A 26,589-nucleotide genomic window follows, 5' to 3' on the forward strand; every position below is an offset into this window, starting at 1 on the left:
AGGACACCGCCCTTTCACGGCGGTAACAGGGGTTCGAGTCCCCTAGGGGACGCCAGTTTTACAGAAGTGATGTTGCAAGATGTCACTCCGCCGCGAGGCGAAAAATCCGGGGCTATAGCTCAGCTGGGAGAGCGCTTGCATGGCATGCAAGAGGTCGACGGTTCGATCCCGTCTAGCTCCACCAATTTTACAGTTCAAGGTCTGGCCACACCGGCCTTGAATCGATCAGTACTCAGCACTGATCAGTTGTATAGAAGGGTTTGCGTCCCCTTCGTCTAGTGGCCTAGGACACCGCCCTTTCACGGCGGTAACAGGGGTTCGAGTCCCCTAGGGGACGCCACGATTACCCGCTCTGCGGGATTTATAAGGGTCATTCAATTATTGAATGGCCCTTTTGTTTGTCTGGCGTTTGGCCAATCCCCTCTTTCTCCCCGCGCTGTTCTTCTGACCAACGGTCACATCAACGACTTGCGAAAAATTATTATGAGAATAATATTCTATTCGTAATATTCGGAGGCAACGATGAACGATAAAAAAGCTCAAACCCGTGAACGCATTCTCCAGGCCGCCAGCTCTGCGCTGATTCAGCGCGGCCCGGCAGAGCCTAGCGTGGGTGAAGTGATGGGGGCTGCCGGCCTGACCGTCGGCGGCTTCTACGCACACTTTGAAAGCAAGGACGCGATGATGCTGGAGGCCTTCACGCAATTGCTCGGCCAGCGTCGGGCGCTGATCGCCGACATGGACGCCACGCTGACCGGGGAAGAACGCCGGGCGCTGGTCGCTGCGTTTTACCTGTCGCGCAAACACCGTGATTCCACCGAGCACGCCTGCCCGATTCCGGCATCGGTAGGGGAGCTGGGGCGTCTGCCGGACGATTTCCGTCTGGCCTTGAATGAACATATCGAATTGATGGTCGCGCAGTTGGCCGCCAGCCCGGAAGACATCGACAAGGCGCTGGCTGACTTGGCGCTGATGGTCGGTGGTTTGGCCCTGGCGCGGGCGTTGGGTACCGGTGAGTTGTCCGATCGATTGCTGCGTGCCGCCAAGTCGGCGGTGCTATGACCTGAAGCACAAGCCTTTGGAGATGAGCGATGAGCACGTTAAGTTGGGTTCGTGGAGTTAACGGCACCTTGGGCTGGGTTGCACCGCAATGGGTGGCGAGCAAGATGCGTTCGGTGTTCATGACGCCGCGCGAGCTACCTCTGCGTGATTGGGAAATGCCGCTGCTGGCGAAGTCCGAGCGGATCACCTTGCGCTTCGGCCTTTCAGCGTTGCGTTGGGGGCAGGGCCCGACAGTGCTGCTGATGCACGGCTGGGAAGGTCGGCCGACGCAATTCGCCAGCCTGATCACGGCGCTGGTAGACGCCGGTTACACCGTGGTCTCTCTGGATGGTCCGGCTCACGGTCGCTCGCCTGGCCGCGAGGCCAACGTTGTGCTTTTTGCTCGGGCGATGCTCGAAGCAGCGGCGGAGCTACCACCTTTGCAAGCGGTCATCGGCCACTCCATGGGCGGCGCCAGTGCGATGCTCGCCGTTCAGCTGGGGTTGCGCACTGAAACCCTGGTCAGTATCGCCGCACCGGCACGGATTCTCACCTTGTTGCGTGGTTTTGCCCGTCACGTTCGCATGCCGCCCAAGGCGCGTTCGGCGTTTATCCGCAAGGTCGAACGGGATGTGGGTATCCAGGCCTCACGACTCGACGTCGCCCGCTATCAGCTGGATATGCCAGGACTGATCGTGCACGCCGAAGACGACGTCTTTGTCTCGGTCAATGAATCGCAATTGATTCACGACGCCTGGTTCGACAGCCGCCTGTTGCGCCTGGAAGAGGGTGGGCATCAGCGGGTGCTGGCGGATCCGCGAGTGATTGAAGGTGTTCTGTCGCTGCTGTCCGGTCTTAGCTTGCAGGCGCGCCAATCGGCCTGATCATCCGTTACACTGCCCCGGTCGAATAATCTGACCGGGAGTGGGGCATGGGCTGGGATCGGGCAACGCCGTTTATCATTGACCTGCAGGTCGCTGCCGAGGACATCGATGGGCTGGGGCACGCCAATAATGCGGTGTACGTCACCTGGCTCGAGCGCTGCGCCTGGCGCCACTCGCAGCGCCTTGGGCTGGACCTGACCGAATATCGGCGCTTGGACCGGGCGATGGCCGTGGTGCGCCACGAGATCGATTACCTGGCTGCCGCCTATGAAGGTGATGAGTTGCAGTTGGCGACCTGGATCGTCGGCTGGGATCAGCGCCTGAAGATGACCCGGCACTTCCAGCTGAAACGCCCGAGCGATAACGCCACGCTGCTGCGGGCGCAAACCACGTTTGTCTGCATCGAGCTGTCCAGCGGCAAGCCGAGGCGCATGCCGGCGGAATTCATCGAAGGTTACGGCCCGGCATTACAAGTCGCACAAATCCAGTAAACTGCCGCACGTTTTTCGTTGAGTGTTTTCCATGCAAATTGCTTTGGCGCCCATGGAGGGGTTGGTCGACAACATCCTGCGGGACGTGTTGACCCGCGTTGGCGGTATCGATTGGTGCGTGACCGAGTTCATTCGGATCAACGATCAACTGCTTACGCCTGCCTATTTCCACAAATTCGGCCCTGAACTGCTGAACGGCGCCAAGACCGCTTCAGGCGTGCCATTGCGCGTGCAATTGCTCGGTTCCGATCCGGTGTGCCTGGCAGAAAACGCGGCGCTGGCTTGTGAGCTGGGCTCGGAGGTGATCGACCTGAACTTCGGTTGCCCGGCCAAGACCGTTAACAAGTCGCGTGGCGGTGCAGTACTGCTCAAAGAACCTGAGTTGCTCAACGAAATTGTCGAACATGTGCGCCGCGCAGTGCCGGCGCATATCCCGGTGACTGCCAAGATGCGTTTGGGTTTTGACAGCCCCGACGGCGCTCTGGTCTGTGCCACGGCATTGGCTGAGGGCGGTGCTGCGCACATCGTCGTGCACGCACGGACCAAGACGGACGGCTACAAGCCGCCAGCGCATTGGGAATGGATCCCGCGGGTGCAGGAAGTGGTCAAGGTGCCGGTGTTCGCCAATGGCGATATCTGGAGCGTTGAAGACTGGCGCCGTTGCCGCGAAATCAGCGGCGTGGAAGACATCATGCTCGGGCGTGGCCTGGTGTCGCGCCCTGATCTGGCGCGGCAGATCGCTGCCGCGCGGGCCGGCGAAGAGGTGGTCGAGATGACCTGGGCCGAGTTGTTGCCGCTGCTTCAGGACTTCTGGCTGCAAGCCAAGGCGCAGATGACACCACGCCAGTCACCGGGTCGATTGAAACAATGGCTGGCGATGCTTACCCGCAATTATCCCGAAGCCGTGGAGCTGTTCACGGTCTTGCGTCGTGAGACTGAGCTGGATCAGGTGTCGCGTTTGCTGGGTGTCCAGGTCTCTGAAGCGGCCTGAAAATGAACAAGGGCGCCGGTGGCGCTAATACTGGTCAGTTAACGGAAAAATTCGCTGAGCACAAAACCTGTGGCGAGGGAGCTTGCTCCCGCGGGTCGGTCCGCGTTCGGGCGAAGCGACCCTGAAATCAGCCACCGCGAGTATCCCGATGGAACGCGATTACCGGATTACGACCGCTTCGCGGCCGAGCGGGAGCAAGCTCCCTCGCCACAATTAATCACCAGGCGATAGATTGCCGTTAACTGACCAGTATTAGCGCCCCCGGCGCCCTTTTTTGTGCCCGTCATTTGAGCAGTTTCAGGAAGCCCTCCAGCGGCAGCGGCTGACTGTGCAAGTAGCCTTGATACAAGTGGCAGCCCAGCTCCTGCAAGAACTCAAGCTGTTCGGTGGTTTCGACACCTTCGGCAATCACCGTCAATTCAAGGCTGCGGGCCATCGCCACGATGGCGCGGATGATTTCCGCGTCGTTCGGATCGCTGGTCGCATCGCGGATGAACGACTGGTCGATCTTCAAGGTGTCCACCGGCAGGCGCTTGAGGTACGTCAGCGAGGAGTAGCCGGTGCCAAAGTCGTCCATGGCGAAGCTGACACCAAGTTTCTTCAGGCGGCGCATCTTGCTGATGGTGTCGTCCAGATTCTGAATCACGATGCCTTCGGTGACCTCCAGCTTGAGCAGCGAATACGGCAGTCCATGGCTACTCAGGGTTTGTTCAATCCGTTCGACAAAGTCGTTCTGGCGAAATTGCCGTGGACTGATGTTCACACAAAGGCTGAAGTTCAGCGGATCGATCAGGCCTCTATCGATCAATTGCCTGAAGGCCTGGCAGGTCTCATCGAGGATCCAGGCACCGACCTCAAGGATCAGTCCGCTGTCTTCCAGTACCTTGATGAATTCGCTGGGCGATTGCTCCCCCAGCCGCGGGTGGCGCCAGCGCACCAAGGCTTCGGCGCCGATAATGCGACCGTCCAGGGCGTCCACCTGAGGCTGGTATTGCACGCTGAACTCGCCACGCGAAAGGGCCAGGCGCAGGTCGGTTTCCATCCGCAGGCGCTCACTGGCCGCTTTTTGCATGGTGTTGTGGAACATCTGCGTGGTATTGCGCCCCGAATCCTTGGCTCGGTACAGGGCAATGTCGGCACGCTTGAGCAGGTCGGTCGGGGTTGAGCCGTGATCGGGGATCAAGGCCACGCCGATGCTCGGGGTGACTTGCAGGCGCTGACCGTCGAGGAACATCGGCTCGGACAACAGCTCGCGCAGCGTGTCGGCCAGCTCGCGAACCTGTTCGCTGACCTCGTTACGCGTACCTTCCAGGCCGCTCAACAGCACCACAAACTCATCGCCACCGAGTCGCGCCACAGTGTCTTCCATGCGCACGCTGGCTTCGAGGCGCGCAGTGATGATTTTCAGCACGGTGTCGCCCACCGGGTGGCCGAGCGAGTCGTTGATGTGCTTGAAATGGTCGAGATCGAGGAACAGCAAGGCGCCGCGCAGGTTGTGGCGTTTCAGCAGGGCGATCTGCTGGCTCAGGCGATCCATCAGCAGGGCGCGGTTGGGCAGGTTGGTCAGTGGGTCGTGGTAGGCGAGGTGGCGGATCTGCGCTTCGGCGTTTTTCAGCAGGCTGACGTCCCGGGCGGTCATCAACAGGCAGGCGGTTTCGTTGAGGGTGATGGGTTCGATCGAGACCTCGACGGTGAGAATTTCGCCGTGCTTGTTGCGACCAAGCATTTCCTGGTGATGCACCCGACCTTTGGCTTTCAACTCGGCCAGCAGGTTTGAGCGTTGTTTTTCTTCGGCCCAGATGCCGATCTGATACATAGTTTTACCCACCACTTCGTCGGCGCGGTAGCCGGTCAAGCGGCAGAAGCCGTCGTTGACCTCCAGGTAGCGTCCGCTGTCGCGCTCGGTAATGGTGATGGCGTCGGGGCTGGAGTGAAACGCCTTGGCGAACTTCTCTTCACTGGCCTTGAGTGCGGCTTCGGAGCGCTGCTGCTGGGTGATGTCGCGCAAGGTGGTGACGATGCACGGCTCGTTGCCGACGCTGATTTGTCGGCTGGATATCACGCACGTCAAGGGTTGCCCGTCCTTGTGGTGAACGATGATTGCGACGTTGTTCAGCGCCTGTTCGCGAATCACCTGTTCGATGCGTTGCTGACGCTTCACCGAAGCGTCCCAGAGGCCAATCTCGTCGGCACTGCGGTCGATGACGTCGGTGGTGGTCCAGCCGAAGATCTGAGTAAAGGCAGGGTTGATCTCGATGAACTGGCCGGTGTCCTGGCGCGTCACGCAGATCGGGTCCGGGCTGACCTGGAACAGGCTGGCGAATTTTTCTTCGGAAGTGATCAGGCGCTGCTCGCGCTCCACCTGGTCGGTGATGTCGAGCAACGTACCGGCCATGCGCAGGGGGGCGCCGGACTCATCGCGATAGAGCCGTGCACGGCTTTCCAGGTAGCGCGAACTGCCGTCGGCCAATTGCACGCGGTAGGTCAGTTGATAATTGCCGGCCGGGCCTTCGCGCAAACTGCGATAGGCGTCGCGCATGCTGTCACGCTCATCGTCGGGCACACCTTCGAAAAACGCATCGAAGGACTCGTGAAAGGGTACCGGATCCAGGCCATGCAACTGTGCGGCGCGGGCCGAGCCATAGAGCATGCCGCTGGGAATGTGCCAGTCCCAGGTGCCGAGTTGCGCCGAGTCCAGCGCCAGATCGAGGCGCTCCTGGCTATCCTTCAGGGCGAGTTCGGCAGCCTTGCGTTCAGTGGTGTCGAGGAACGTGCTGAGCAGGTAGGCCTGGCCTTCGAGTTCAACCTTTTGCGCACTGAGAATGCCGTCGTGGACATCGCCGTTGCTGGCGCGAAACTGCACCTCCATGCTGACCAGTTCACCTTTGGCCTTGGTTGCCTTGACCAGTTTGGCGCGCTGTTCCGGGTTTACCCAAAGGCCCAATTCCAGTGTCGTGCGGCCGATTACGCTGTGTACGGGCCAGCCAAACAGGCTTTCGAAATATTGATTGGCTTCGCTGATCAAGCCGTCTTCCTGGCGGGTCAGCAGCACCATGTTCGGGCTCAGGTGAAATAGTGTTGCGAAACGTTTCTCCGAGCTGCTCAGGGCCTGTTCGCGCTGGCGTTGATGGGTGATCTCGCGGATCACCCCGATCATCCGTGGCCGGCCTTGTTTGTCCGGTATCAGGCTGCCGTTGATCTCCAGCCAGTGCAGGCTGCCGTCGGGCCAGCGGATCCGGTGATGCATCGCCTGTTCCAGCGGTGCGCCGGCCACCACCGCGTTAAAGGCTCGCAGGGTTTTGGCGCGATCCTCCGCCGGCAACAGATCCAGGTATTCCAGGTCGGCCGGCAGTGGCTTTCTTGGGTCAAACCCGAACAGGGCTTGAGTCCCCCGTGACCAACTGATCAGCCCGCGTTCAATGTCCCAGTACCAGGCTCCCAGGTGTGCGCCATTCAAGGCAGCGAGCAATTGTGGTGCGCTCTCCCAACTCTGCTCCGAGGTACGCGGGTCGAGCGCCTGAATGCGCGGCATTGGGGGCGTGCGTGAGCGAGTGCGGTCAGCAGATTTGGGCATGGGTAACAAGCCTTGGGCTGAATGGGGTGTTTGGCGCTGGGATTTTCAACCTTTAAGGATTAGCACAACTTAGCCATGAGTCCGTGGCAAATCGATTTGTGCGTCCAACAAGGCCATGAAAGCCCGTGCAGCATTCGACAGCGTCCGTTCGGTGTGCACGATATAGCCTAGCTGGCGAGTGAGTTGTATGCCCGGTAAAGGAATGCGTGCCACTTGATCGTCGAGCATGGTGCGCGGCAACACGCTCCAGGCCAGGCCAATGGAAACCATCATCTTGATAGTTTCCAGATAGTTAGTGCTCATCGCGATGTTTGGCGTCAGCCCCTGGGCTTCGAATAGTCGTTGCACGATGTGGTGGGTAAAGGTGTTGCCACCGGGGAAAACCGCCGGATGGCGGGCAATGTCGGCCAGGCTGACTGCGCCGTTGCTGATCAGCGAGTGTTCCGGGGCCGCCACGAAGTCCAGCGGGTCGTCCCATACCGGGGTGGCTTTCACCAGCGTGTGTGGCTCGGGTGCCAGGGTAATCACCGCCAGTTCGGCGCGGCCGTGAAGAATTTCCTCGTAGGCGACTTCCGAATCGAGGAACTGAATATCCAGCGCGACCTCGGGATAGCGTCGGGTGAACGCCCGCAGCAAGGGCGGCAGGCGGTGCAGGCCAATGTGATGACTGGTCGCCAGGGTCAGGCGGCCGGTCACTTCGCCGGTCAGGTTGGTCAGCGCCCGGCGGGTGTCATCCAGCACATTCAGAATCTGATAAGCGCGCGGCAACAGGGCGCGTCCGGCCTCGGTCAGGCTGACTTCGCGGCCCAGTCGATCAAACAGCCGTACATTGAGCTGCTGCTCCAGCCCGGCGATGCGTTTACTGATGGCTGGCTGGGTCAGGTGCAGCCGTTCGCCCGCGCCGGAAAAGCTGCCGGTCTCGGCGATGGCTATAAAAGCATTGAGGTTGGCCAGGTCCATGGTCGTATTCCAGTTGGTTATCCAAAGCATAAAAAATATGAATTTGAGTTATTTAATGTAACCCCATAGGATCGACCTCACAAGCCAAGGGGTTATTGATTTACTTCAGTAATCCAGGGCATAGAAACAAGCTGATGAGGAAACGTCTGATGGCCGGCAAAACGCTCTACGACAAGCTCTGGGATTCGCATTTGGTCAAGCAGCGCGACGATGGTTCGGCGCTGATCTACATCGATCGTCACATCATTCACGAAGTGACCTCGCCGCAAGCCTTCGAAGGTCTGCGTCTGGCCGGGCGCAAGCCGTGGCGCATCGATGCCAACATCGCGACCCCGGACCACAACGTACCGACGACTCCAGAGCGCAAGGGCGGCATTGCTGCCATCGCTGACGAAGTCTCGCGTTTGCAGGTTCAGACCCTCGATGACAACTGTGACGAATATGGCATCGTCGAATTCAAGATGAATGATGTGCGCCAAGGCATCGTTCACGTCATTGGCCCGGAGCAGGGCGCAACCTTGCCGGGCATGACCGTGGTCTGCGGTGACTCCCATACCTCGACCCACGGCGCTTTCGGTGCATTGGCTCACGGTATCGGCACTTCCGAGGTCGAGCACGTGCTCGCCACCCAGTGCCTGGTCGCCAAGAAAATGAAAAACATGCTGGTCCGCGTCGAAGGTAAATTGCCGTTCGGCGTGACCGCCAAGGACATCGTCCTGGCTGTTATCGGCAAGATCGGCACCGCTGGCGGTAATGGCCATGCGATCGAATTCGCCGGTAGCGCGATTCGCGAGTTGTCGGTCGAAGGCCGCATGACCATCTGCAACATGTCCATCGAAGCCGGTGCGCGAGTTGGTTTGGTTGCTGCTGACGAAAAGACCGTTGCCTACGTCAAGGGTCGTCCGTTTGCACCGAAAGGCGCTGAGTGGGACTTGGCTGTCGAAGCCTGGAAAGACCTGGTTTCCGATGCGGACGCGAAGTTCGACACCATCGTTGAGCTCGACGCTGCGCAGATCAAGCCACAGGTCAGCTGGGGCACGTCCCCGGAAATGGTCCTCGCTGTCGATCAAAACGTGCCGGACCCGGCCAAAGAGATGGATCTGGTCAAGCGCGACTCGATCGTCCGCGCCTTGAAGTACATGGGTTTGACCGCTAATCAGGCGATCACCGACATTCAACTGGACCGTGTGTTCATTGGTTCCTGCACCAACTCGCGGATCGAAGATCTGCGCGCTGCTGCGGTGATTGCCAAGGGCCGTAAAGTGGCTTCGACCATCAAGCAAGCCATTGTGGTGCCGGGTTCGGGCCTGGTGAAGGCGCAAGCCGAAGCTGAAGGGCTGGACAAGATTTTCCTCGAAGCCGGTTTCGAATGGCGTGAGCCGGGTTGCTCGATGTGCCTGGCAATGAACCCGGACCGTTTGGAGTCCGGCGAGCATTGCGCATCGACCTCCAACCGTAACTTCGAAGGCCGTCAGGGCGCCGGTGGCCGTACGCACCTGGTGAGCCCGGCAATGGCCGCCGCCGCCGCTGTCAACGGTCGTTTCGTCGACGTCCGTGAATTGATCTGAAGGAGCGCAGCATGAAAGCTTTTACCCAGCACACTGGTCTTGTCGCGCCTTTGGATCGTGCCAACGTCGACACCGACCAGATCATTCCCAAGCAGTTCTTGAAGTCGATCAAGCGCACCGGTTTCGGTCCGAACCTGTTCGATGAGTGGCGTTACCTGGATGTCGGGCAACCGTATCAGGACAACTCCAAGCGTCCGCTGAACAAAGACTTTGTACTCAACGCCGAGCGTTATCAAGGTGCCAGCGTGTTGCTCGCCCGGGAAAACTTCGGCTGCGGTTCGAGCCGTGAGCACGCGCCATGGGCCCTGGAAGAGTACGGTTTTCGCAGCATCATCGCGCCGAGCTATGCCGACATCTTCTTCAACAACAGCTTCAAGAACGGCTTGCTGCCGATCATTCTGAGTGACGCTGAAGTCGACGAGTTGTTTGCGCAAGTGGAAGTCAATCCGGGCTACCAGTTGCAGATCGACTTGCAGGCTCAGACCGTGACCCGTCCTGACGGCAAGGTCCTGAGCTTCGAAATCGATGCTTTCCGCAAACACTGCCTGCTCAACGGCCTGGACGATATCGGCCTGACCTTGCAGGACGGCGATGCGATTGCCGCCTTCGAAGCCAAGCACCGCGCCAGCCAGCCGTGGTTGTTTCGCGACGCGTGATTTGTAAGGCCTCACTAAACACCACAAGACTCGCCCAGGATGGAAGTCACCATGACCAGCACTGCCCAGCACAGCGATGTAGTACAAAAGCAATTCGGCGAACAGGCTGCCGCCTACCTGAGCAGCGCAGTACACGCCCAGGGCACCGAGTTTGCGCTGCTACAGGCCGAACTGGCAGGTCGTGGTGATGCACGAGTGCTGGACCTGGGCTGCGGCGCCGGTCATGTGAGTTTTCATGTGGCTTCGCTGGTGAAAGAAGTCGTAGCCTACGACCTGTCGCAGCAGATGCTCGATGTGGTGGCTGGCGCCGCGGTTGATCGTGGTCTGAACAATGTGACCACTGTGCTCGGTGCAGCGGAGCGCCTGCCATTCGCCGATGGCGAGTTCGATTTCGTCTTCAGCCGTTATTCGGCGCACCATTGGAGCGACCTCGGCCTGGCATTGCGCGAAGTGCGCCGGGTACTCAAGCCGGGTGGGGTGGCAGCGTTCATTGATGTCTTGTCGCCGGGCAGTCCGTTGTTCGACACTTACCTGCAAAGTGTCGAAGTACTGCGCGACACCAGCCACGTGCGTGATTATTCCGCCGGGGAGTGGTTGCGTCAGGTCAGCGAGGCGGGGTTGCATACCCGTAGCACCACGCGCCAGCGGCTGCGTCTGGAGTACAACTCCTGGGTCGAGCGCATGCGTACACCCCAAGCGCTGCGCGTGGCGATCCGCGAGTTGCAGCAGGCGATGGGCAATGAAGTTCGCGAGTATTACGAGATTGAAGCCGATGGTTCGTTCAGCACCGATGTACTGGTGCTGATGGCTGAACGATAAGCGCCAAGCGCTGGAATTTTTCCGGGCGCGCCGATGAGCGCGCCGACTGATGATATGAGGAACGCATGAGCAAGCAGATTCTGATTCTCCCAGGTGACGGTATTGGCCCGGAAATCATGACCGAAGCGGTCAAGGTGCTGGAGCTGGCCAACGACAAGTTCGCACTGGATTTCGAGCTGAGCTTTGATGTGATCGGCGGCGCCGCCATCGACAAGCACGGCGTGCCGTTGGCCGACGAAACCCTGGCCCGTGCGCGTGCTGCCGATGCGGTGCTGCTGGGTGCGGTGGGCGGTCCGAAATGGGACACCATCGAGCGTGACATTCGTCCAGAGCGCGGCTTGTTGAAGATTCGTGCGCAACTGGGCCTGTTCGGCAACCTGCGTCCGGCGATCCTGTACCCGCAACTGGCTGAAGCGTCGAGCCTGAAAGCCGAAATCGTCGCGGGCCTGGATATCCTGATCGTCCGTGAACTGACCGGCGGTATCTACTTCGGCGCGCCGCGTGGTGTGCGCGAGTTGGAGAATGGTGAGCGTCAGGCGTACGACACCCTGCCATACAGCGAAAGCGAGATCCGCCGGATCGCCCGTGTCGGTTTCGACATGGCGCGCGTACGCGGCAAGAAGCTCTGCTCGGTCGACAAGGCCAACGTTCTGGCGTCCAGCCAGCTGTGGCGCGAAATCGTCGAGCAAGTGGCCAAGGACTACCCGGATGTCGAACTGAGCCACATGTACGTCGACAACGCCGCCATGCAGCTGGTGCGTGCTCCGAAGCAGTTCGACGTGATCGTCACCGACAACCTGTTCGGCGATATCCTGTCCGACGAAGCTTCGATGCTCACCGGCTCCATCGGCATGTTGCCGTCGGCCTCGCTGGATGCCAACAATAAAGGCATGTACGAGCCGTGCCATGGTTCGGCGCCGGACATCGCAGGCAAAGGCATCGCCAACCCGTTGGCGACGATTCTGTCGGTGTCGATGATGCTGCGTTACAGCTTCAATCAGCTGGTAGCCGCTGACGCCATCGAAAAAGCCGTCAGCCTGGTGTTGGACCAAGGGCTGCGCACAGGTGATATCTGGTCGTCGGGTTGCGCGAAAGTAGGTACGCAGGAAATGGGCGACGCAGTAGTCGCAGCGCTGCGGAATCTGTAATCTCTCTGGCCCCGCTTGTCGCTGATGCCGGCAAGCGAGCCCACTTTTTGTAAAAGGTGTAGTTGCGATGAAACGTGTAGGTCTGATCGGTTGGCGCGGTATGGTCGGTTCCGTGCTCATGCAGCGGATGCTGGAAGAGCAGGATTTCGATCTTATTGAGCCGGTGTTTTTCACCACTTCCAATGTGGGTGGCCAAGGTCCGTCCGTGGGTAAGGATATTGCTCCGCTCAAGGACGCTTACAGCATTGAAGAGCTGAAAACCCTCGACGTGATTCTGACCTGCCAGGGTGGCGACTACACCAGCGAAGTCTTCCCGAAACTGCGCGAAGCCGGCTGGCAGGGTTACTGGATCGACGCCGCTTCCAGCCTGCGTATGCAGGATGACGCGGTCATCGTTCTGGACCCGGTGAACCGCAAGGTCATTGACCAGCAACTCGACGCGGGCACCAAGAACTACATCGGCGGCAACTGCACCGTCAGCCTGATGCTGATGGGCCTGGGCGGTCTGTTCGAAGCCGGTCTGGTGGAGTGGATGAGCGCCATGACCTATCAGGCAGCCTCCGGTGCCGGTGCGCAGAACATGCGTGAACTGATCAAGCAAATGGGCGCGACCCACGCTGCTGTCGCTGATCAATTGGCCGACCCGGCCAGCGCGATCCTCGACATCGACCGTCGTGTAGCCGAAGCCATGCGCAGCGATGCCTACCCGACCGAAAACTTCGGCGTGCCATTGGCCGGCAGCCTGATCCCGTGGATCGACAAGGAACTACCGAACGGTCAGAGCCGCGAAGAGTGGAAGGCCCAGGCCGAGACCAACAAGATCCTCGGTCGCTTCAAGAGCCCGATTCCGGTAGACGGCATCTGCGTGCGCATCGGCGCCATGCGTTGCCACAGCCAGGCGCTGACCATCAAGCTGAACAAAGACGTGCCGATTGCCGATATCGAAGGGCTGATCAGCCAGCACAACCCATGGGTCAAGCTGGTGCCGAACCAGCGCGAAATCAGCATGCAGGAGCTGAGCCCGACCAAGGTCACCGGCACCCTGAACGTACCGGTTGGCCGTCTGCGCAAGCTGAACATGGGGTCGCAGTTCGTCGGTGCTTTCACCGTTGGCGACCAGCTGCTGTGGGGCGCGGCCGAACCGCTGCGTCGCATGCTGCGGATTCTGCTGGAACGTTGATCTGCTGATGCAATGAAAAAGCCCGCATCTCGAAAGAGCTGCGGGTTTTTTATTTCGGGCCAATTGATCGTTCCCACGCAGGAGCGTGGGAACGATCGGTGTTGCGGTGAATTGCCTGCATGCCTGCCACCCGGTAAAGTGCCGCTCCCCCGTTTCGCCTGAGGTAGATCCATGAGCCAGTCCTTTGATATCGCCGTCGTCGGCGCCACCGGTACTGTCGGCGAAACACTCGTCCAGATTCTTGAAGAGCGCGACTTTCCGGTTGCCAACCTGCACCTGCTGGCCAGCAGTGAATCGGCAGGGCATTCGGTGCCGTTTCGCGGCAAGAATGTACGGGTGCGGGAAGTCGACGAATTTGATTTCAGCAAGGTCCAGCTGGTGTTCTTCGCCGCAGGCCCTGCGGTCACCCTGAGCTTTGCGCCGCGTGCCACGGCCGCCGGTTGCGCGCTGATTGATTTGTCCGGCGCCTTGCCGGCGGAACAGGCACCGCAAGTGGTGCCGGAAGCCAATAGCCAAGTGCTGGCCGGCTTGAAAAAGCCGTTTCAGGTCAGCAGCCCAAGTGCATCGGCCACCACTCTGGCCGTGGTGCTGGCGCCGTTGCGCGAGTTGCTCGACCTGCAGCGAGTGACCGTCACTGCCAGCCTGGCCGTTTCCGCCCAAGGCCGCGAAGCGGTCAGCGAGCTGGCCCGGCAGACGGCAGAACTGCTGAATGTGCGCCCGCTGGAGCCGCGTTTCTTTGATCGGCAAATGGCCTTCAACCTGCTGGCACAAGTCGGCGCGCCGGATGCTCAGGGCCATACCCTGCTGGAAAAACGCCTGGTTCGAGAGCTGCGCGAGGTCATGGCACAGCCTTTATTAAAGATTTCTGTCACTTGCATTCAAGCCCCGGTGTTTTTCGGCGATAGCTTTAGCGTGACCTTGCAGTCAGCCAAGGCTGTCGACCTTGCGGCAGTGAATGCTGCGCTTGAGGCGGCGCCTGGTGTAGAGCTGGTCGAGGCGGGCGATTACCCGACGCCGGTCGGCGATGCGGTAGGGCAGGATGTGGTCTACGTTGGTCGGGTTCGCGGCGGTATCGACGACCCGGCGGAACTTAACGTGTGGCTGACGTCAGATAACGTACGCAAAGGCGCTGCACTCAACGCGGTGCAGGTGGCTGAGTTGTTGATAAAAGACCTTGTGTAAAAGATACTTGGCAACAATTTGCAAATTTATTCTAGTCGTACAGGCCGCAAGGCCTGAATGCTGGAGGCGAGCCGCCATCAGGGGCTTCCAAGGGCATCAGTGAAATAAGCGCGCGCAGAGACTCTTCGAGGCTGCGCGCAATGCCTTACGGCAGCGGTATCAACACCTTCTCGCTTGCCGAGGAAAGTTCAACAAAGGATGAGGCTATGGTTCAAGTTCGCAAACTGGTGTTAGCAATAGCGGCCGCCTCGGCGCTGTCCTCCGGTATGGCGCATGCCCTCGGGCTTGGGGAATTGACCCTGAAGTCGACCCTGAACCAGCCCCTGGTGGCAGAAATCGAGTTGCTCGACGTCAAGGACCTCACCGCTGCCGAAGTGGTGCCGAGCCTGGCGTCGGTCGACGATTTCGCCAAGGCCGGGGTTGATCGTCAGGCGTTCCTCAATGACCTGACGTTCACGCCAGTGCTCAATGCCGGCGGTAAAAGCATCCTGCGGGTGACTTCAAGTCAGCCACTCTCCGAGCCGATGGTGAAATTCCTGGTTCAGGTGATGTGGCCAAGCGGCCGACTGCTGCGCGACTACAGCGTACTGCTCGATCCGTCCAAATTCTCGCCGCAGACGGCTGACGCTGCTGCGCAATCCGCACCGGCTCAAGCGCCGGCAATCAACGCACCGGTGACTGGCGCGAGCAAGCCTAAGCAGCACGTCACGACGCCGCGCGACACCTTGTGGGAAATCGCCGCGAAGGCGCGCAATGGCGGCTCGATCCAGCAAACCATGCTGGCGATTCAGGCCCTGAACCCGGACGCCTTTATCGATGGCAACATCAACCGGCTGAAGACCGGTCAGGTCTTGCGTCTGCCGGACGCCACACAAAGCACCAGCCTGCCACAGCCTAAAGCCATTGCCGAAGTCGCTGCGCAGAACACGGCCTGGCGTCAGGGGCGTCGCTCGGTTCATCGGGCGCAGGCGCAACAGCTTGATGCAACCAAGCGTGGGCATGATGTGCTCGCGCCGCAAGGCACCGCCAAGGACAAGCTGAGCCTGGTCTCGGCCGAGTCCGGCAAAAAAGGTGGCAAGGGCGCAGCGGGTGATAGCAAAGCCATCGGCAACAAGCTGGCGGTAGCCCAGGAAGGCCTCGATACGACGCGTCGCGACAATGCCGAGCTGAAAAGCCGCATAACTGACTTGCAGAGTCAGATGGACAAACTCCAGCGCTTGATTGAGCTGAAAAATAATCAATTGGCCAAGATACAGGCGGAAGGCGCGGGGGCAGATTCTGCTGCTCAACCTTCGGCGGCGATGTCGGCTGATCTGGTTGCCCAGCCAGCGACGGCGCCTGCAGCCGCGGTAGCCCCGGTTGCAACGCCGGCCGCAGTGCCTGCCGAGGCGCCGATTCAGGCAACCCCGGCAGCGAGTGACGAGCAAAAGTACAACGAACTGCTGACCAATCCGATACTTCTGGGGCTGGTGGGTGGCGGTGCCGTGGTAGTGCTGTTGCTGCTGTTGTTGCTGGCGCGTCGGCGCAAGGCTCAACAGGAAGCCGAGAAGCACAAGCGCATGGCGAAGGCACTGGCTGAAGAGTCGGACTTGACGGAAGACCTCGATCTGCCGGAAAGCAGCTTCGAAGGCCTTGAAGTGCCGCCGCCAGTCGTCAAGCTTGCAACGCCTCCAGCTCCAGCTCCAGCTCCAGCTCCAGTCGTGGCGCCGGTAGTGGTGACGCCGCCAATTGCTGCGCCATTGGTCGCGCCGGCGGCTGAGCGTTCGGACGATGTTCTGGCGCAAGCCCAGTCGCACATCAATGCCGGGCGTCTGAATCAGGCAGCCAGCCTGCTTGAAGACGGCATCAAGCAAGAGCCGCAACGCAGCGACCTGCGCTTGAAGCTGATGGAAGTCTACGGCCAGCAGGGTGATCGCAGTGCGTTCGTGGCGCAAGAGCGTCAGCTGGTGGCCAATGGCAAAAATCATGCTGACGTTGAGCAACTGAAAAGCCGTTTCCCGGCGATGGTTGCCGTGGCAGCTGTTGGCGGCATCGCCGCCGCAGCGGTCGCTGCCGAACTGGATGCGCAGTACGTCAAGGACCTGCTGCACGAGGAGCCCAAGGCGCCGGAACCTGAAGCTGCACCGGCCGATGATGACTTCGACAGCGCCTTCGACCTGAGCCTGGACGATCTGGAAGCCGCATCGCCAACGGTCGTTACGCCAGAGACGCCGGAGCCGGCGCTGGATCTGGAGGCTTTTCCGCTCGATGACGATCTGAGCTTCGAATCGGTTCTGCAACAACAGACCGAAGCCAAGGACAGCCTGGATGATCTGTCGGATTTCGACCTTGATCTGGGCGGCGACGTGCCGGATTCGACGCTGGCCGACGACGAGTTTCTGCTCAACCTCAACGACGAACCGAAAGACCTGCCAGCGGCCGAGTCACCTGCGGTCACTGAAGCGGCGCTTGATGATCTGGAGTTGCCGGCTGATTTCGACCTGTCCTTGGCGGATGAACTCGATGCTCACGCCAAGCCTGAGCCGGACGACTTCATATCCGAGCTGGACGATGTCAATGCCGAGCTGGATCGTCTGTCCGGTAGTCTGGAGCATCCGTCTATCGCCGAGCCAAGCTTCACCGCTGAAGACGCGGCGGCGGGGATGGAGATGGGTGAGCCCGATTTCGATTTCCTCTCGGGCACCGACGAAGTCGCGACCAAGCTGGACCTCGCGCAGGCTTACATCGACATGGGTGACAACGACGGTGCACGGGACATTCTCGGTGAGGTGCTCAGCGAGGGTAATGACGGTCAGAAGAGCGAAGCCAAGGAAATGCTCGCGCGTATGGCCTGATTGATCGGTAACGCATAACGAAAACGGCAGCCCATCGAGGCTACCGTTTTTGTTTCAGTGGGGCCATTTGCTTGCAAGGACTCGAACAAAAAGCGCCATGAACATGGCGTCCCGGCACTGCGGCCTTATAATGCCCGCCTTTGCGTAGATCAGCAGGCTGTCACTCCTTGGCAAATATAGATAACCCGGCCGCCGAAATGGCGGCCGACGGCTTTTTCCGGATCGCGTTGGGCGTTGAATACAAGGGCTCGCGTTATCGCGGCTGGCAGCGTCAGGCATCCGGTGTGGCCACCGTGCAGCAAGCCCTCGAAACGGCGCTGTCGAAGGTTGCGGATTCGCCGGTGTCCTTGCACTGCGCGGGTCGCACCGACGCTGGCGTGCACGCCTGTGGCCAGGTGGTGCATTTCGATACTCAGGTCGATCGTTCGTTGAAGGCCTGGGTCATGGGCGCGAACATCAACTTGCCCCACGACATCAGTGTCAGTTGGGCCAAGGTCATGCCGGCGCACTTTCATGCGCGTTTCAAGGCGATTGCGCGGCGTTATCGGTATGTGATCTACAACGATCAGATCCGTCCGGCGCACCTCAACGAAGAGGTCACCTGGAATCACCGGCCGCTGGATGTCCAGTGCATGGCTGAGGCGGCGCAACATCTGATCGGTACCCACGACTTCAGCGCTTTTCGCGCCGGGCAGTGTCAGGCCAAGTCGCCGATCAAGGAAATCCATCATCTGCGCGTCACCCGGCACGGCAAGATGATCGTGCTGGATATCCGCGCCAGTGCGTTCCTGCATCACATGGTGCGCAATATCGCCGGCGTGCTGATGACCATCGGTGCCGGTGAGCGTCCGGTGGAATGGGCCAAAGAAGTGCTGGAAAGCCGGGTTCGCCGTACCGGTGGCGTTACGGCCCATCCATTCGGGCTGTACCTGGTGCAGGTCGAGTACCGCGACGAGTTCGAGTTGCCCGAGCGTTACATCGGGCCGCACTTCCTGACCGGCTTCTCGGAACTTGACGGCTGACGACCTCGAATGCATTTGCTACCATCCGGGACTTTCCCGGATTTGCCCTGAGGTTCAAACGACATGTCAGCCGTTCGCAGCAAAATTTGTGGGATTACCCGCATTGAAGATGCGTTGGCGGCGGTAGATGCCGGGGCGGACGCAATCGGTTTGGTGTTCTATGCCAAAAGCCCGCGGTCGGTAACGGTGCAGCAGGCCCGGGCGATCATCGCCGCGTTGCCGCCATTCGTGACCACGGTGGGCTTGTTCGTCAACGCCAGCCGCTGCGAACTCGGAGAGATTCTCGACGCGGTGCCGCTGGACCTGTTGCAGTTCCACGGCGACGAAACCCCGGCCGATTGCGAAGGTTACCATCGGCCGTACATCAAGGCATTGCGGGTCAAGGCAGGCGACGACATCGCTGCCAGTTGCAATGCTTACGCTAAAGCCAGCGGCATTTTGCTCGATACCTATGTCGAAGGTGTTCCCGGTGGAACCGGCGAGGCCTTTGACTGGTCATTGATACCGCAAGGTTTGAGCAAGCCGATCATCCTTGCAGGCGGGCTGTCGGCGGCCAATGTGGCCGAGGCCATTGCCCGGGTTCACCCGTACGCGGTGGACGTCAGCGGTGGGGTGGAGCAGAGCAAGGGCATCAAGGATCACGCGAAGATTCGCGCGTTTATACAGGCAGTGCGCACTAGCGTGTAGTTGATGTGACGGCTGGCAGTCTGCCGCCGTCCATTGCACTGTACGAAACAGGTGTACTGCATAAGGCAGGCATGGCTGAGGGTTGTTGGGTTGTACGAAGGTCAGTCTTGCTGACCCGGCTATCCACCGATCATCGCCGCACACATGAATTTAGCTCAAGGGCATACGCGGGGCTGCGAACCAAAGTGTTCGGGCCGCCGGTACTGGAGAAAGAAAGCATGAGCAACTGGTTAGTAGACAAACTGATCCCTTCGATCATGCGTTCCGAGGTGAAGAAAAGCTCGGTGCCTGAAGGCCTGTGGCACAAGTGCCCGTCCTGCGAGGCGGTGCTGTATCGTCCAGAGCTGGAAAAGACCCTGGATGTTTGCCCCAAGTGCAACCACCACATGCGCATCGGTGCGCGTGCGCGAATCGACATTTTCCTGGATGCCGAAGGCCGTGCCGAACTGGGTGCTGACCTGGAGCCGGTTGACCGTCTGAAATTCCGCGACGGCAAGAAGTACAAGGATCGCCTGACCGCTGCGCAGAAGCAGACCGGTGAAAAAGACGCACTGATCTCCATGAGCGGTACCCTGCTGGGCATGCCGGTGGTGGTGTCGGCGTTCGAGTTTTCCTTCATGGGCGGTTCGATGGGTGCGATCGTCGGCGAGCGCTTCGTGCGTGCGGCCAACTACGCGCTGGAAAACCGTTGCCCGATGATCTGCTTCGCCGCTTCCGGCGGTGCGCGGATGCAGGAAGCGCTGATCTCGCTGATGCAAATGGCCAAGACCTCCGCGGTACTGGCGCGTCTGCGCGAAGAAGGCATTCCATTCATTTCCGTGCTGACCGACCCGGTCTACGGCGGTGTTTCCGCCAGTCTGGCGATGCTCGGCGACGTGATCGTCGGTGAGCCAAAGGCCCTGATCGGCTTCGCCGGTCCGCGCGTTATCGAGCAGACCGTGCGTGAAAAACTGCCGGAAGGCTTCCAGCGCAGCGAGTTCCTGCTGGAGCACGGCGCGATCGACATGATCATTGCGCGTCACGAGTTGCGCCCGCGTCTCGGTAACCTGCTGGCACAACTGATGGGTCTGCCGACGCCTGAGTTCGTGGCTGCGCCCGTCGAGCCAATCGTGGTTCCGCCGGTGCCTGCAAACCTATGACCGAGCGTACCCTTGGCGACTGGCTCGCCTACCTTGAGCAGTTGCATCCGTCAGCCATCGATATGGGGCTTGCGCGCTCGCAAGAGGTAACGTCCCGGATGGGATTGGGCAAGCCAGCGCCTCGGGTGATCACGGTCACCGGCACCAACGGCAAAGGGTCTACCTGTGCGTTCGTGGCATCATTGCTGCGGGTGCAAGGACTCACGGTCGGTGTCTACAATTCTCCGCACCTGCTGCGTTACAACGAGCGGGTGCAGATCAATGGCGTCGAAGCCACTGATGCGCAGCTGTGCGAAGCCTTTGCGGCAATCGATGCCGGACGCGGTGAAATTTCCCTGACGTACTTTGAAGTGGGTACTCTGGCGGCGTTCTGGCTGTTTCAGCGTGCCGCTCTGGATGCGGTGGTGCTGGAAGTCGGCCTCGGCGGACGCCTGGATACCGTCAATCTGGTGGATGCCGACGTCGCACTGGTCACCAGCATTGGTGTTGATCACGCCGATTATCTCGGCAATACCCGCGAATCCGTAGCCTTCGAAAAGGCCGGCATTTTCCGTCAGGGCGCGCCTGCGCTCTGTGGTGACCTCAATCCGCCTCAACCCCTGCTGGATAAAGTGCGCGAGCTCAATTGCCCGTTCTTCTTGCGGGGTCGTGATTTCGATTTGGGCGTTACCGAGCAGAACTGGCAGTGGCGGGGCGTCGATCCCCAAGGGCGTGCGATAGAGCTGCACGATTTGCCGCTGCTCGATCTGCCGATGGAGAACGCCGCGCTGGCGTTGCAGGCTTATGCGCTGCTGGGTTTGCCATGGCAGGCCGAGCACATTGTCGCTGCGTTGAAAGCGACGACAGTGGTCGGGCGTCTGGATCGCCGCCAGTTCAGCTGGCACGGCAAGCGCCTGAACCTGATGCTGGATGTGGGTCATAACCCGCATGCGGCCGAGTATCTGGCCCAGCGTTTGGCTCGCCGGCCAATAGCAGGTCGACGGTTGGCGGTATTTGGTTTGTTGGCTGACAAGGATCTCGATGGAGTTGTCGGCGAATTGAGTGGTAGTGTCCAGCATTGGGCTGTCGCCCCTCTCGACTCTGCGCGCGCGCGTCCGGTTGCGGATTTGCAGGCTGCGTTGCAGAGCCTTGGGGCGTCGGTAACATCCTATGCAAGTGTCGCCGATGCCCTGGAAGGGCAGTGCGCGCTGGCAACGGCGGAAGATGAAATTCTGCTGTTCGGATCATTTTATTGTGTTGCCGAAGCCCTCGAATGGTTGGCTCGGCGCTCCACGGAGGAAGCTGCACATGGCTTTGCTGGATAACGCGTACAAGCAGCGGATGGTTGGGGCTCTGGTTTTGGTGGCATTGGCGGTAATTTTCTTGCCTATGCTGTTTTCCCGGGAAGATGAGCAGCGCCAGGTGGTGGTCCATGCCCCGGCTGCACCTCAAGCCCCGGCAATGCCGCAGGTGCAGATCGAGCCCGTGGTGGTGCCGGAGCCGCAAGCGTTGCCGCAGGAACCGGTTCCAAGCGATGAAGAGATTACTGCCGAACAAGCACCGTCCAAGCCGGTTGCCCCCAGCGCTCCCATCGCACCAGCCCCGGTTGTCGCCAAACCGGTAACGCCACAGCCTGCGCCCAAACCGGCAGCAGCGCCGGCGCAACCGATCGCTGCGGCGCCGAGCAAGCCTGACACCAGTCAGAGTCGTGTCGATGCCAATGGCCTGTCGGTCAGTTGGTCAGTGCAGTTGGCCAGCCTGTCGAGCCGTGAAAGCGCCGAAAGCTTGCAGAAAACCCTGCGTAGCCAGGGTTACAACGCCTACATCCGTACCGCCGATGGCAAGAACCGGGTGTTTGTCGGTCCGTTGATCGAGCGTGCAGAGGCTGATCGCCTGCGTGACCTACTGGGTCGGCAGCAGAACCTCAAGGGCTTTGTCGTTCGCTTTCAGCCTGAACGCGGCTAACGTTAACTGACTGATTTCAAATGCACTTGCAATCGCAGCTTACCGACAGCCATGGGCTCTGCTAAAATGCGCCGCCTTATCCGTCTGTAGGCTGCACTGTGCCATTTACCTGGGTTGACTGGGCGATCGTCGCGATCGTCGCCATCTCCGCTTTGATCAGTCTGAGCCGCGGCTTCGTCAAGGAAGCCTTGTCGCTGTTGACCTGGATCATCGCAGGAGCCGTTGCCTGGATGTTCGGTGGCTCACTGTCCGAGTACCTCGCCGGATACATCGAAACACCGTCGGCTCGCGTGATCGCGGGCTGTGCCATCATCTTTGTCGCCACCTTAATAGTGGGCGCGATGATCAATTACCTTATCAGCGAACTGGTTCGCGTCACCGGCCTGTCCGGGACCGACCGTTTTCTTGGCATGGCCTTCGGCGCGGCGCGTGGCGCGCTGCTGGTGGTCACCGCCGTCGGGCTCTTGAGTCTGGGCCCGGTACAGCAGGATAAGTGGTGGCAGGAGTCAAGGCTCGTGCCACAATTTCTATTGGTTGCAGACTGGTCCAAAAACCTCATATTAGGGTGGAGCAGTCAGTGGCTGGCCAGCGGTATCAGCGTACCCGCTGACATACCGTTCAAGGAGCATCTCTTGCCGACGGCCAAAACGCCGCAGTGAGATGTGTTCAGTTCAGTTTCATTAAGTAGGGGTTGCGTCGCATGTGTGGCATCGTCGGTATCGTCGGTAAGTCGAACGTCAATCAGGCGCTGTATGACGCGCTAACCGTCCTCCAGCACCGCGGCCAGGACGCTGCCGGTATCGTGACCAGCCATGATGGCCGGTTATTCCTGCGCAAGGACAACGGTCTGGTTCGTGACGTGTTTCATCAGCGTCACATGCAGCGCCTGGTCGGTCACATGGGCATTGGCCATGTGCGTTATCCGACTGCGGGCAGCTCGACTTCGGCCGAAGCTCAACCGTTTTACGTCAACTCGCCGTATGGCATCACCCTGGCGCACAACGGTAACCTGACCAACGTTGAACAGCTGGCCAAGGAGATTTACGAATCTGACCTGCGCCACGTCAACACCAACTCCGATTCGGAAGTGCTGCTCAACGTGTTCGCTCACGAGCTGGCCCAGCGCGGCAAGTTGCAGCCAACCGAAGAAGACGTGTTTGCGGCCGTCACCGACGTGCACAACCGTTGCGTGGGTGGTTACGCAGTCGTTGCGATGGTGACCGGTTACGGCATCGTCGGTTTCCGTGACCCGCACGGCATTCGTCCGATCGTCTTCGGCCAGCGTCATACCGACGAAGGCGTTGAATACATGATCGCCTCCGAAAGCGTTTCCCTGGACGTGCTCGGTTTCACCCTGATTCGCGACCTCGCACCGGGCGAAGCGGTCTACATCACTGAAGACGGCAAGCTGCACACCCGTCAGTGCGCGACCAACCCATCGCTGACTCCGTGCATTTTCGAACACGTCTACCTGGCGCGTCCGGATTCGATCATCGATGGCGTTTCGGTTTACAAGGCTCGCCTGCGCATGGGTGAGAAGCTGGCCGAGAAGATCCTGCGCGAGCGTCCAGAGCACGACATCGACGTGGTCATCCCGATTCCGGATACCAGCCGCACCGCAGCGCTGGAGCTGGCGAACCATCTGGGCGTGAAGTTCCGCGAAGGCTTCGTGAAGAACCGCTACATCGGCCGGACCTTCATCATGCCGGGCCAGGCTGCACGGAAAAAATCCGTACGCCAGAAACTCAACGCCATCGAGCTGGAATTCCGCGGCAAGAACGTGATGCTGGTGGACGACTCGATCGTTCGCGGCACCACCTGCAAGCAGATCATCCAGATGGCTCGCGAAGCCGGCGCCAAAAACGTCTACTTCTGCTCGGCAGCGCCAGCCGTGCGTTACCCGAACGTATACGGCATCGACATGCCAAGCGCGCACGAGCTGATCGCCCACAATCGTACGACTCAAGACGTGGCTGATCTGATCGGCGCTGATTGGCTCATCTATCAGGACCTGCCTGACTTGATCGAAGCGGTCGGTGGCGGCAAGATCAAGATCGAGAACTTCGATTGTGCGGTGTTCGACGGCAAGTACGTCACCGGTGACGTCGACGAGGCTTACCTGAACAAGATCGAACAGGCGCGTAACGATGCCTCCAAGGTCAAGACGCAGGCAGTCAGTGCGATCATCGATCTGTACAACAACTGAGTTTCTACCGGCCCTGAGGGGCCGGTTTTGTATCTACCCATAAAGAACAAGGCAAGGAGTGACAGCATGAGTCAGGAGTGGGATGCCGGTCGGCTGGACAGCGACCTCGATGGCGTAGCGTTCGATACCCTGGCCGTGCGCGCCGGTCAGCACCGTACGCCGGAAGGCGAACACGGTGATCCGATGTTTTTCACTTCAAGCTACGTGTTCCGTACCGCTGCCGACGCTGCGGCACGCTTCGCTGGCGAAGTGCCGGGCAACGTTTACTCGCGCTACACCAACCCGACCGTTCGCTCGTTCGAAGAGCGGATTGCCGCTCTCGAGGGTGCAGAGCAAGCAGTGGCAACGGCTACTGGTATGGCTGCGATCCTTGCGGTGGTGATGAGCCTGTGCAGTGCTGGCGATCATGTGCTGGTCTCGCGCAGCGTGTTCGGCTCGACCATCAGCCTGTTCGAAAAGTACTTCAAGCGTTTTGGCATCGAAGTCGATTACGTGCCTCTGGCTGAACTGTCCGGCTGGGACGCGGCGATCAAGGCCAACACCAAATTGCTGTTCGTCGAATCGCCGTCCAATCCTTTGGCCGAGCTGGTGGACATTGCTGCGTTGTCGAAAATCGCTCACGCCAAGGGCGCGATGCTGGTGGTCGACAACTGCTTCTGCACGCCGGCCTTGCAGCAGCCGCTGAAGCTCGGTGCGGACGTGGTCGTGCATTCGGCAACCAAGTTCATCGACGGCCAGGGCCGTTGCATGGGTGGCGTAGTGGCTGGTCGCAGCGAGCAGATGAAAGAAGTCGTCGGTTTCCTGCGTACCGCCGGGCCGACCTTGAGCCCGTTCAACGCCTGGATCTTCCTCAAGGGTCTGGAAACGTTGAGCCTGCGCATGAAAGCGCACTGTGCCAATGCTCAGCAGCTGGCCGAGTGGCTGGAGCAGCAGGACGGCATCGAGAAAGTCCATTACGCCGGTCTCAAGAGCCATCCGCAACATGAGTTGGCCCTGCGTCAGCAGAAAGGTTTTGGTGCCGTGGTGAGTTTCGAGGTCAAGGGTGGCAAAGACGGCGCCTGGCGCTTTATCGATGCCACGCGTTTGATTTCGATCACCGCCAACCTTGGCGACAGCAAGACCACCATTACCCATCCGAGCACCACCTCCCACGGTCGCCTGGCGCCGCAAGAGCGTGAGGCGGCGGGGATTCGCGACAGTTTGATCCGCATTGCGGTCGGCCTCGAAGACGTGGCTGACCTGCAAGCAGATCTTGCGCGCGGGCTGGCTGCCTTGTGATCGAGTTGTCCGCGCCTGCAAGCGGCGCTAATGGTCGGGTTGCACTGGTCACCGGTGCTGCGCGCGGCATAGGTCTGGGGATTGCCGCCTGGCTGGTCAGCGAAGGCTGGCAGGTGGTACTGACCGACCTGGACCGTGCGCGCGGCTCGAAGGTTGCCAAGGTGCTGGGTAACAACGCCTGCTTCATCAGCATGGACGTGTCCGATGAACAGCAGGTGGCTCAGGGCGTCGCCGAGGTGCTCGGGCAGTTCGGTCGCATCGACGCGCTGGTGTGCAATGCGGCCGTCGCCGACCCGCACAACATCACGTTGGAAAGCCTCGATCTGGCTTACTGGAATCGGGTGTTGGCGGTGAACCTCAGTGGGCCAATGTTGCTGGCCAAGCACTGTGCGCCTTATTTGCGCGCTCACAGCGGCGCCATCGTCAATCTGGCCTCGACCCGAGCGGCGCAGTCGGAGCCGGATACCGAGGCTTACGCGGCGAGCAAGGGCGGTTTGCTGGCATTGACTCACGCCCTGGCCATCAGCCTGGGGCCGGAGATTCGGGTCAATGCAGTCAGTCCCGGCTGGATCGATACGCGTGATCCGGCGGCGCGACGTGCCGAACCGCTGAGCGATGCAGATCATGCTCAGCATCCGGCGGGCAGGGTAGGGACGGTCGAGGATGTGGCGGCGATGGTGGCCTGGTTGCTGTCGAAGAATGCCGGATTTGTCACGGGCCAGGAGTTTGTGGTCGACGGTGGCATGACCAAGAAAATGATTTATAGCGATTAACCGAGGTTCCGGGGCGGGGCTGGAGAAGGCTTGAGGTTGAGGGTGTCGCGGATTGGCGCCCTAGGAGATGACATGATTTTGTCTTTTTCAGAAAAACTTCAAGCAGGCTATTGACTTAGCTTCGGTATCTGCGTAAATTTCGCGGCCTCAGAGAAGCAAAGGGTGATTAGCTCAGCTGGGAGAGCGTCTGCCTTACAAGCAGAATGTCGGCG

General features: G+C 60.2%; 22 protein-coding genes and 2 tRNA genes. 22 read left to right on the forward strand and 2 right to left on the reverse strand.

Annotated features, from left to right (window positions below):
• Nucleotides 1–108 precede the first annotated feature (108 nt).
• From FPT12_RS27220 to FPT12_RS27245, 6 genes are all read left to right on the forward strand, one after another.
• Nucleotides 109–184: transfer RNA gene (locus tag FPT12_RS27220), tRNA-Ala, on the forward strand.
• Between the two features lie 80 nt (nt 185–264).
• Nucleotides 265–340 (forward strand) — tRNA-Glu (locus FPT12_RS27225).
• Between the two features lie 182 nt (nt 341–522).
• Nucleotides 523–1,062 carry a TetR/AcrR family transcriptional regulator gene (locus FPT12_RS27230; RefSeq protein ID WP_145022621.1) on the forward strand — a complete coding sequence of 180 codons (540 nt, stop codon included), beginning with the start codon at nt 523–525 and terminating at the stop codon, nt 1,060–1,062.
• Between the two features lie 29 nt (nt 1,063–1,091).
• Nucleotides 1,092–1,925 carry an alpha/beta fold hydrolase gene (locus FPT12_RS27235; protein WP_145022624.1) on the forward strand — a complete coding sequence of 278 codons (834 nt, stop codon included), beginning with the start codon at nt 1,092–1,094 and terminating at the stop codon, nt 1,923–1,925.
• Between the two features lie 47 nt (nt 1,926–1,972).
• A complete protein-coding gene (locus FPT12_RS27240) occupies nt 1,973–2,416 on the forward strand; it encodes a thioesterase family protein (RefSeq protein ID WP_145022627.1) in 444 nt (147 codons plus the stop codon).
• Between the two features lie 31 nt (nt 2,417–2,447).
• Nucleotides 2,448–3,407, forward strand: coding sequence for a tRNA-dihydrouridine synthase (locus tag FPT12_RS27245; RefSeq protein ID WP_145022630.1), 960 nt, complete (start codon nt 2,448–2,450; stop codon nt 3,405–3,407).
• Nucleotides 3,408–3,690: 283 nt separating this feature from the next.
• On the opposite strand, the gene FPT12_RS27250 is transcribed toward FPT12_RS27245, so the two are convergent.
• Nucleotides 3,691–6,981 carry a PAS domain S-box protein gene (locus FPT12_RS27250; protein ID WP_145022634.1) on the reverse strand — a complete coding sequence of 1,097 codons (3,291 nt, stop codon included), beginning with the start codon at nt 6,979–6,981 and terminating at the stop codon, nt 3,691–3,693.
• A 69-nt stretch (nt 6,982–7,050) separates the two neighbouring features.
• The gene (locus FPT12_RS27255) at nt 7,051–7,941 is read right to left on the reverse strand and encodes a LysR family transcriptional regulator (protein WP_145022637.1); all 891 of its coding nucleotides are present in this window, start codon (nt 7,939–7,941) and stop codon (nt 7,051–7,053) included.
• 149 nt (nt 7,942–8,090) lie between these two features.
• Between FPT12_RS27255 and leuC the strand changes: the two genes are divergently transcribed.
• The 16 genes from leuC (at nt 8,091) to FPT12_RS27335 (ending at nt 26,377) form a co-directional block, all read left to right on the forward strand.
• The gene (gene leuC, locus FPT12_RS27260; RefSeq protein ID WP_145022640.1) at nt 8,091–9,509 is read left to right on the forward strand and encodes a 3-isopropylmalate dehydratase large subunit; all 1,419 of its coding nucleotides are present in this window, start codon (nt 8,091–8,093) and stop codon (nt 9,507–9,509) included.
• 11 nt (nt 9,510–9,520) lie between these two features.
• Nucleotides 9,521–10,165: a 3-isopropylmalate dehydratase small subunit gene (leuD, locus tag FPT12_RS27265; RefSeq protein WP_145022643.1), complete on the forward strand. Its 645-nt coding sequence runs from the start codon at nt 9,521–9,523 to the stop codon at nt 10,163–10,165.
• Between the two features lie 51 nt (nt 10,166–10,216).
• A complete protein-coding gene (locus tag FPT12_RS27270) occupies nt 10,217–10,984 on the forward strand; it encodes a class I SAM-dependent methyltransferase (RefSeq protein WP_145022646.1) in 768 nt (255 codons plus the stop codon).
• A 65-nt stretch (nt 10,985–11,049) separates the two neighbouring features.
• Entirely contained in the window at nt 11,050–12,132 is a 1,083-nt protein-coding gene (gene leuB / locus FPT12_RS27275; RefSeq protein WP_145022649.1) for a 3-isopropylmalate dehydrogenase, read from the forward strand.
• Nucleotides 12,133–12,199: 67 nt separating this feature from the next.
• Nucleotides 12,200–13,312: an aspartate-semialdehyde dehydrogenase gene (gene asd / locus FPT12_RS27280; protein WP_123425727.1), complete on the forward strand. Its 1,113-nt coding sequence runs from the start codon at nt 12,200–12,202 to the stop codon at nt 13,310–13,312.
• A 171-nt stretch (nt 13,313–13,483) separates the two neighbouring features.
• Entirely contained in the window at nt 13,484–14,494 is a 1,011-nt protein-coding gene (locus FPT12_RS27285; protein ID WP_145022652.1) for an aspartate-semialdehyde dehydrogenase, read from the forward strand.
• Between the two features lie 206 nt (nt 14,495–14,700).
• A complete protein-coding gene (locus FPT12_RS27290; RefSeq protein ID WP_145022655.1) occupies nt 14,701–17,328 on the forward strand; it encodes a FimV/HubP family polar landmark protein in 2,628 nt (875 codons plus the stop codon).
• A 197-nt stretch (nt 17,329–17,525) separates the two neighbouring features.
• Nucleotides 17,526–18,350 carry a tRNA pseudouridine(38-40) synthase TruA gene (gene truA / locus FPT12_RS27295; protein WP_145022675.1) on the forward strand — a complete coding sequence of 275 codons (825 nt, stop codon included), beginning with the start codon at nt 17,526–17,528 and terminating at the stop codon, nt 18,348–18,350.
• A 63-nt stretch (nt 18,351–18,413) separates the two neighbouring features.
• A complete protein-coding gene (locus FPT12_RS27300; protein WP_145022658.1) occupies nt 18,414–19,037 on the forward strand; it encodes a phosphoribosylanthranilate isomerase in 624 nt (207 codons plus the stop codon).
• Nucleotides 19,038–19,255: 218 nt separating this feature from the next.
• Nucleotides 19,256–20,176, forward strand: a complete 921-nt coding sequence (gene accD, locus FPT12_RS27305; protein ID WP_145022660.1) for an acetyl-CoA carboxylase, carboxyltransferase subunit beta — start codon at nt 19,256–19,258, stop codon at nt 20,174–20,176.
• A complete protein-coding gene (gene folC, locus FPT12_RS27310; RefSeq protein WP_145022663.1) occupies nt 20,173–21,480 on the forward strand; it encodes a bifunctional tetrahydrofolate synthase/dihydrofolate synthase in 1,308 nt (435 codons plus the stop codon). The genes accD and folC overlap by 4 nt, the downstream gene beginning before the upstream one ends.
• A complete protein-coding gene (locus FPT12_RS27315; RefSeq protein WP_145022666.1) occupies nt 21,464–22,120 on the forward strand; it encodes an SPOR domain-containing protein in 657 nt (218 codons plus the stop codon). Before folC ends, FPT12_RS27315 begins: the two co-directional genes overlap by 17 nt.
• Before the next feature lie 98 nt (nt 22,121–22,218).
• Nucleotides 22,219–22,779 carry a CvpA family protein gene (locus tag FPT12_RS27320; protein WP_103319170.1) on the forward strand — a complete coding sequence of 187 codons (561 nt, stop codon included), beginning with the start codon at nt 22,219–22,221 and terminating at the stop codon, nt 22,777–22,779.
• A gap of 41 nt (nt 22,780–22,820) precedes the next feature.
• On the forward strand, nt 22,821–24,326 hold the full coding sequence (gene purF / locus FPT12_RS27325) for an amidophosphoribosyltransferase (RefSeq protein ID WP_054596632.1): 1,506 nt from the start codon (nt 22,821–22,823) through the stop codon (nt 24,324–24,326).
• Between the two features lie 66 nt (nt 24,327–24,392).
• Nucleotides 24,393–25,604 carry an O-succinylhomoserine sulfhydrylase gene (locus FPT12_RS27330; RefSeq protein ID WP_145022669.1) on the forward strand — a complete coding sequence of 404 codons (1,212 nt, stop codon included), beginning with the start codon at nt 24,393–24,395 and terminating at the stop codon, nt 25,602–25,604.
• On the forward strand, nt 25,601–26,377 hold the full coding sequence (locus tag FPT12_RS27335; protein WP_145022672.1) for an SDR family oxidoreductase: 777 nt from the start codon (nt 25,601–25,603) through the stop codon (nt 26,375–26,377). Before FPT12_RS27330 ends, FPT12_RS27335 begins: the two co-directional genes overlap by 4 nt.
• Nucleotides 26,378–26,589 lie beyond the last annotated feature (212 nt).

The sequence above is a fragment of the Pseudomonas sp. H3(2019) genome (assembly GCF_007713465.1).
Classification (GTDB): domain Bacteria; phylum Pseudomonadota; class Gammaproteobacteria; order Pseudomonadales; family Pseudomonadaceae; genus Aquipseudomonas.

Coding starts and splice junctions, on each gene's coding strand:
- FPT12_RS27235 (WP_145022624.1), top strand. CDS start 1,092: ATGAGCACGTTAAGTTGGGTTCGTGGAGTTAACGGCACCTTGGGCTGG.
- FPT12_RS27270 (WP_145022646.1), top strand. CDS start 10,217: ATGACCAGCACTGCCCAGCACAGCGATGTAGTACAAAAGCAATTCGGC.
- FPT12_RS27285 (WP_145022652.1), top strand. CDS start 13,484: ATGAGCCAGTCCTTTGATATCGCCGTCGTCGGCGCCACCGGTACTGTC.
- FPT12_RS27240 (WP_145022627.1), top strand. CDS start 1,973: ATGGGCTGGGATCGGGCAACGCCGTTTATCATTGACCTGCAGGTCGCT.
- folC (WP_145022663.1), top strand. CDS start 20,173: ATGACCGAGCGTACCCTTGGCGACTGGCTCGCCTACCTTGAGCAGTTG.
- truA (WP_145022675.1), top strand. CDS start 17,526: ATGGCGGCCGACGGCTTTTTCCGGATCGCGTTGGGCGTTGAATACAAG.
- asd (WP_123425727.1), top strand. CDS start 12,200: ATGAAACGTGTAGGTCTGATCGGTTGGCGCGGTATGGTCGGTTCCGTG.
- FPT12_RS27290 (WP_145022655.1), top strand. CDS start 14,701: ATGGTTCAAGTTCGCAAACTGGTGTTAGCAATAGCGGCCGCCTCGGCG.
- FPT12_RS27330 (WP_145022669.1), top strand. CDS start 24,393: ATGAGTCAGGAGTGGGATGCCGGTCGGCTGGACAGCGACCTCGATGGC.
- FPT12_RS27315 (WP_145022666.1), top strand. CDS start 21,464: ATGGCTTTGCTGGATAACGCGTACAAGCAGCGGATGGTTGGGGCTCTG.
- FPT12_RS27250 (WP_145022634.1), bottom strand. CDS start 6,981: ATGCCCAAATCTGCTGACCGCACTCGCTCACGCACGCCCCCAATGCCG.
- FPT12_RS27300 (WP_145022658.1), top strand. CDS start 18,414: ATGTCAGCCGTTCGCAGCAAAATTTGTGGGATTACCCGCATTGAAGAT.
- FPT12_RS27230 (WP_145022621.1), top strand. CDS start 523: ATGAACGATAAAAAAGCTCAAACCCGTGAACGCATTCTCCAGGCCGCC.
- leuD (WP_145022643.1), top strand. CDS start 9,521: ATGAAAGCTTTTACCCAGCACACTGGTCTTGTCGCGCCTTTGGATCGT.
- FPT12_RS27255 (WP_145022637.1), bottom strand. CDS start 7,941: ATGGACCTGGCCAACCTCAATGCTTTTATAGCCATCGCCGAGACCGGC.
- accD (WP_145022660.1), top strand. CDS start 19,256: ATGAGCAACTGGTTAGTAGACAAACTGATCCCTTCGATCATGCGTTCC.
- leuC (WP_145022640.1), top strand. CDS start 8,091: ATGGCCGGCAAAACGCTCTACGACAAGCTCTGGGATTCGCATTTGGTC.
- purF (WP_054596632.1), top strand. CDS start 22,821: ATGTGTGGCATCGTCGGTATCGTCGGTAAGTCGAACGTCAATCAGGCG.
- leuB (WP_145022649.1), top strand. CDS start 11,050: ATGAGCAAGCAGATTCTGATTCTCCCAGGTGACGGTATTGGCCCGGAA.
- FPT12_RS27245 (WP_145022630.1), top strand. CDS start 2,448: ATGCAAATTGCTTTGGCGCCCATGGAGGGGTTGGTCGACAACATCCTG.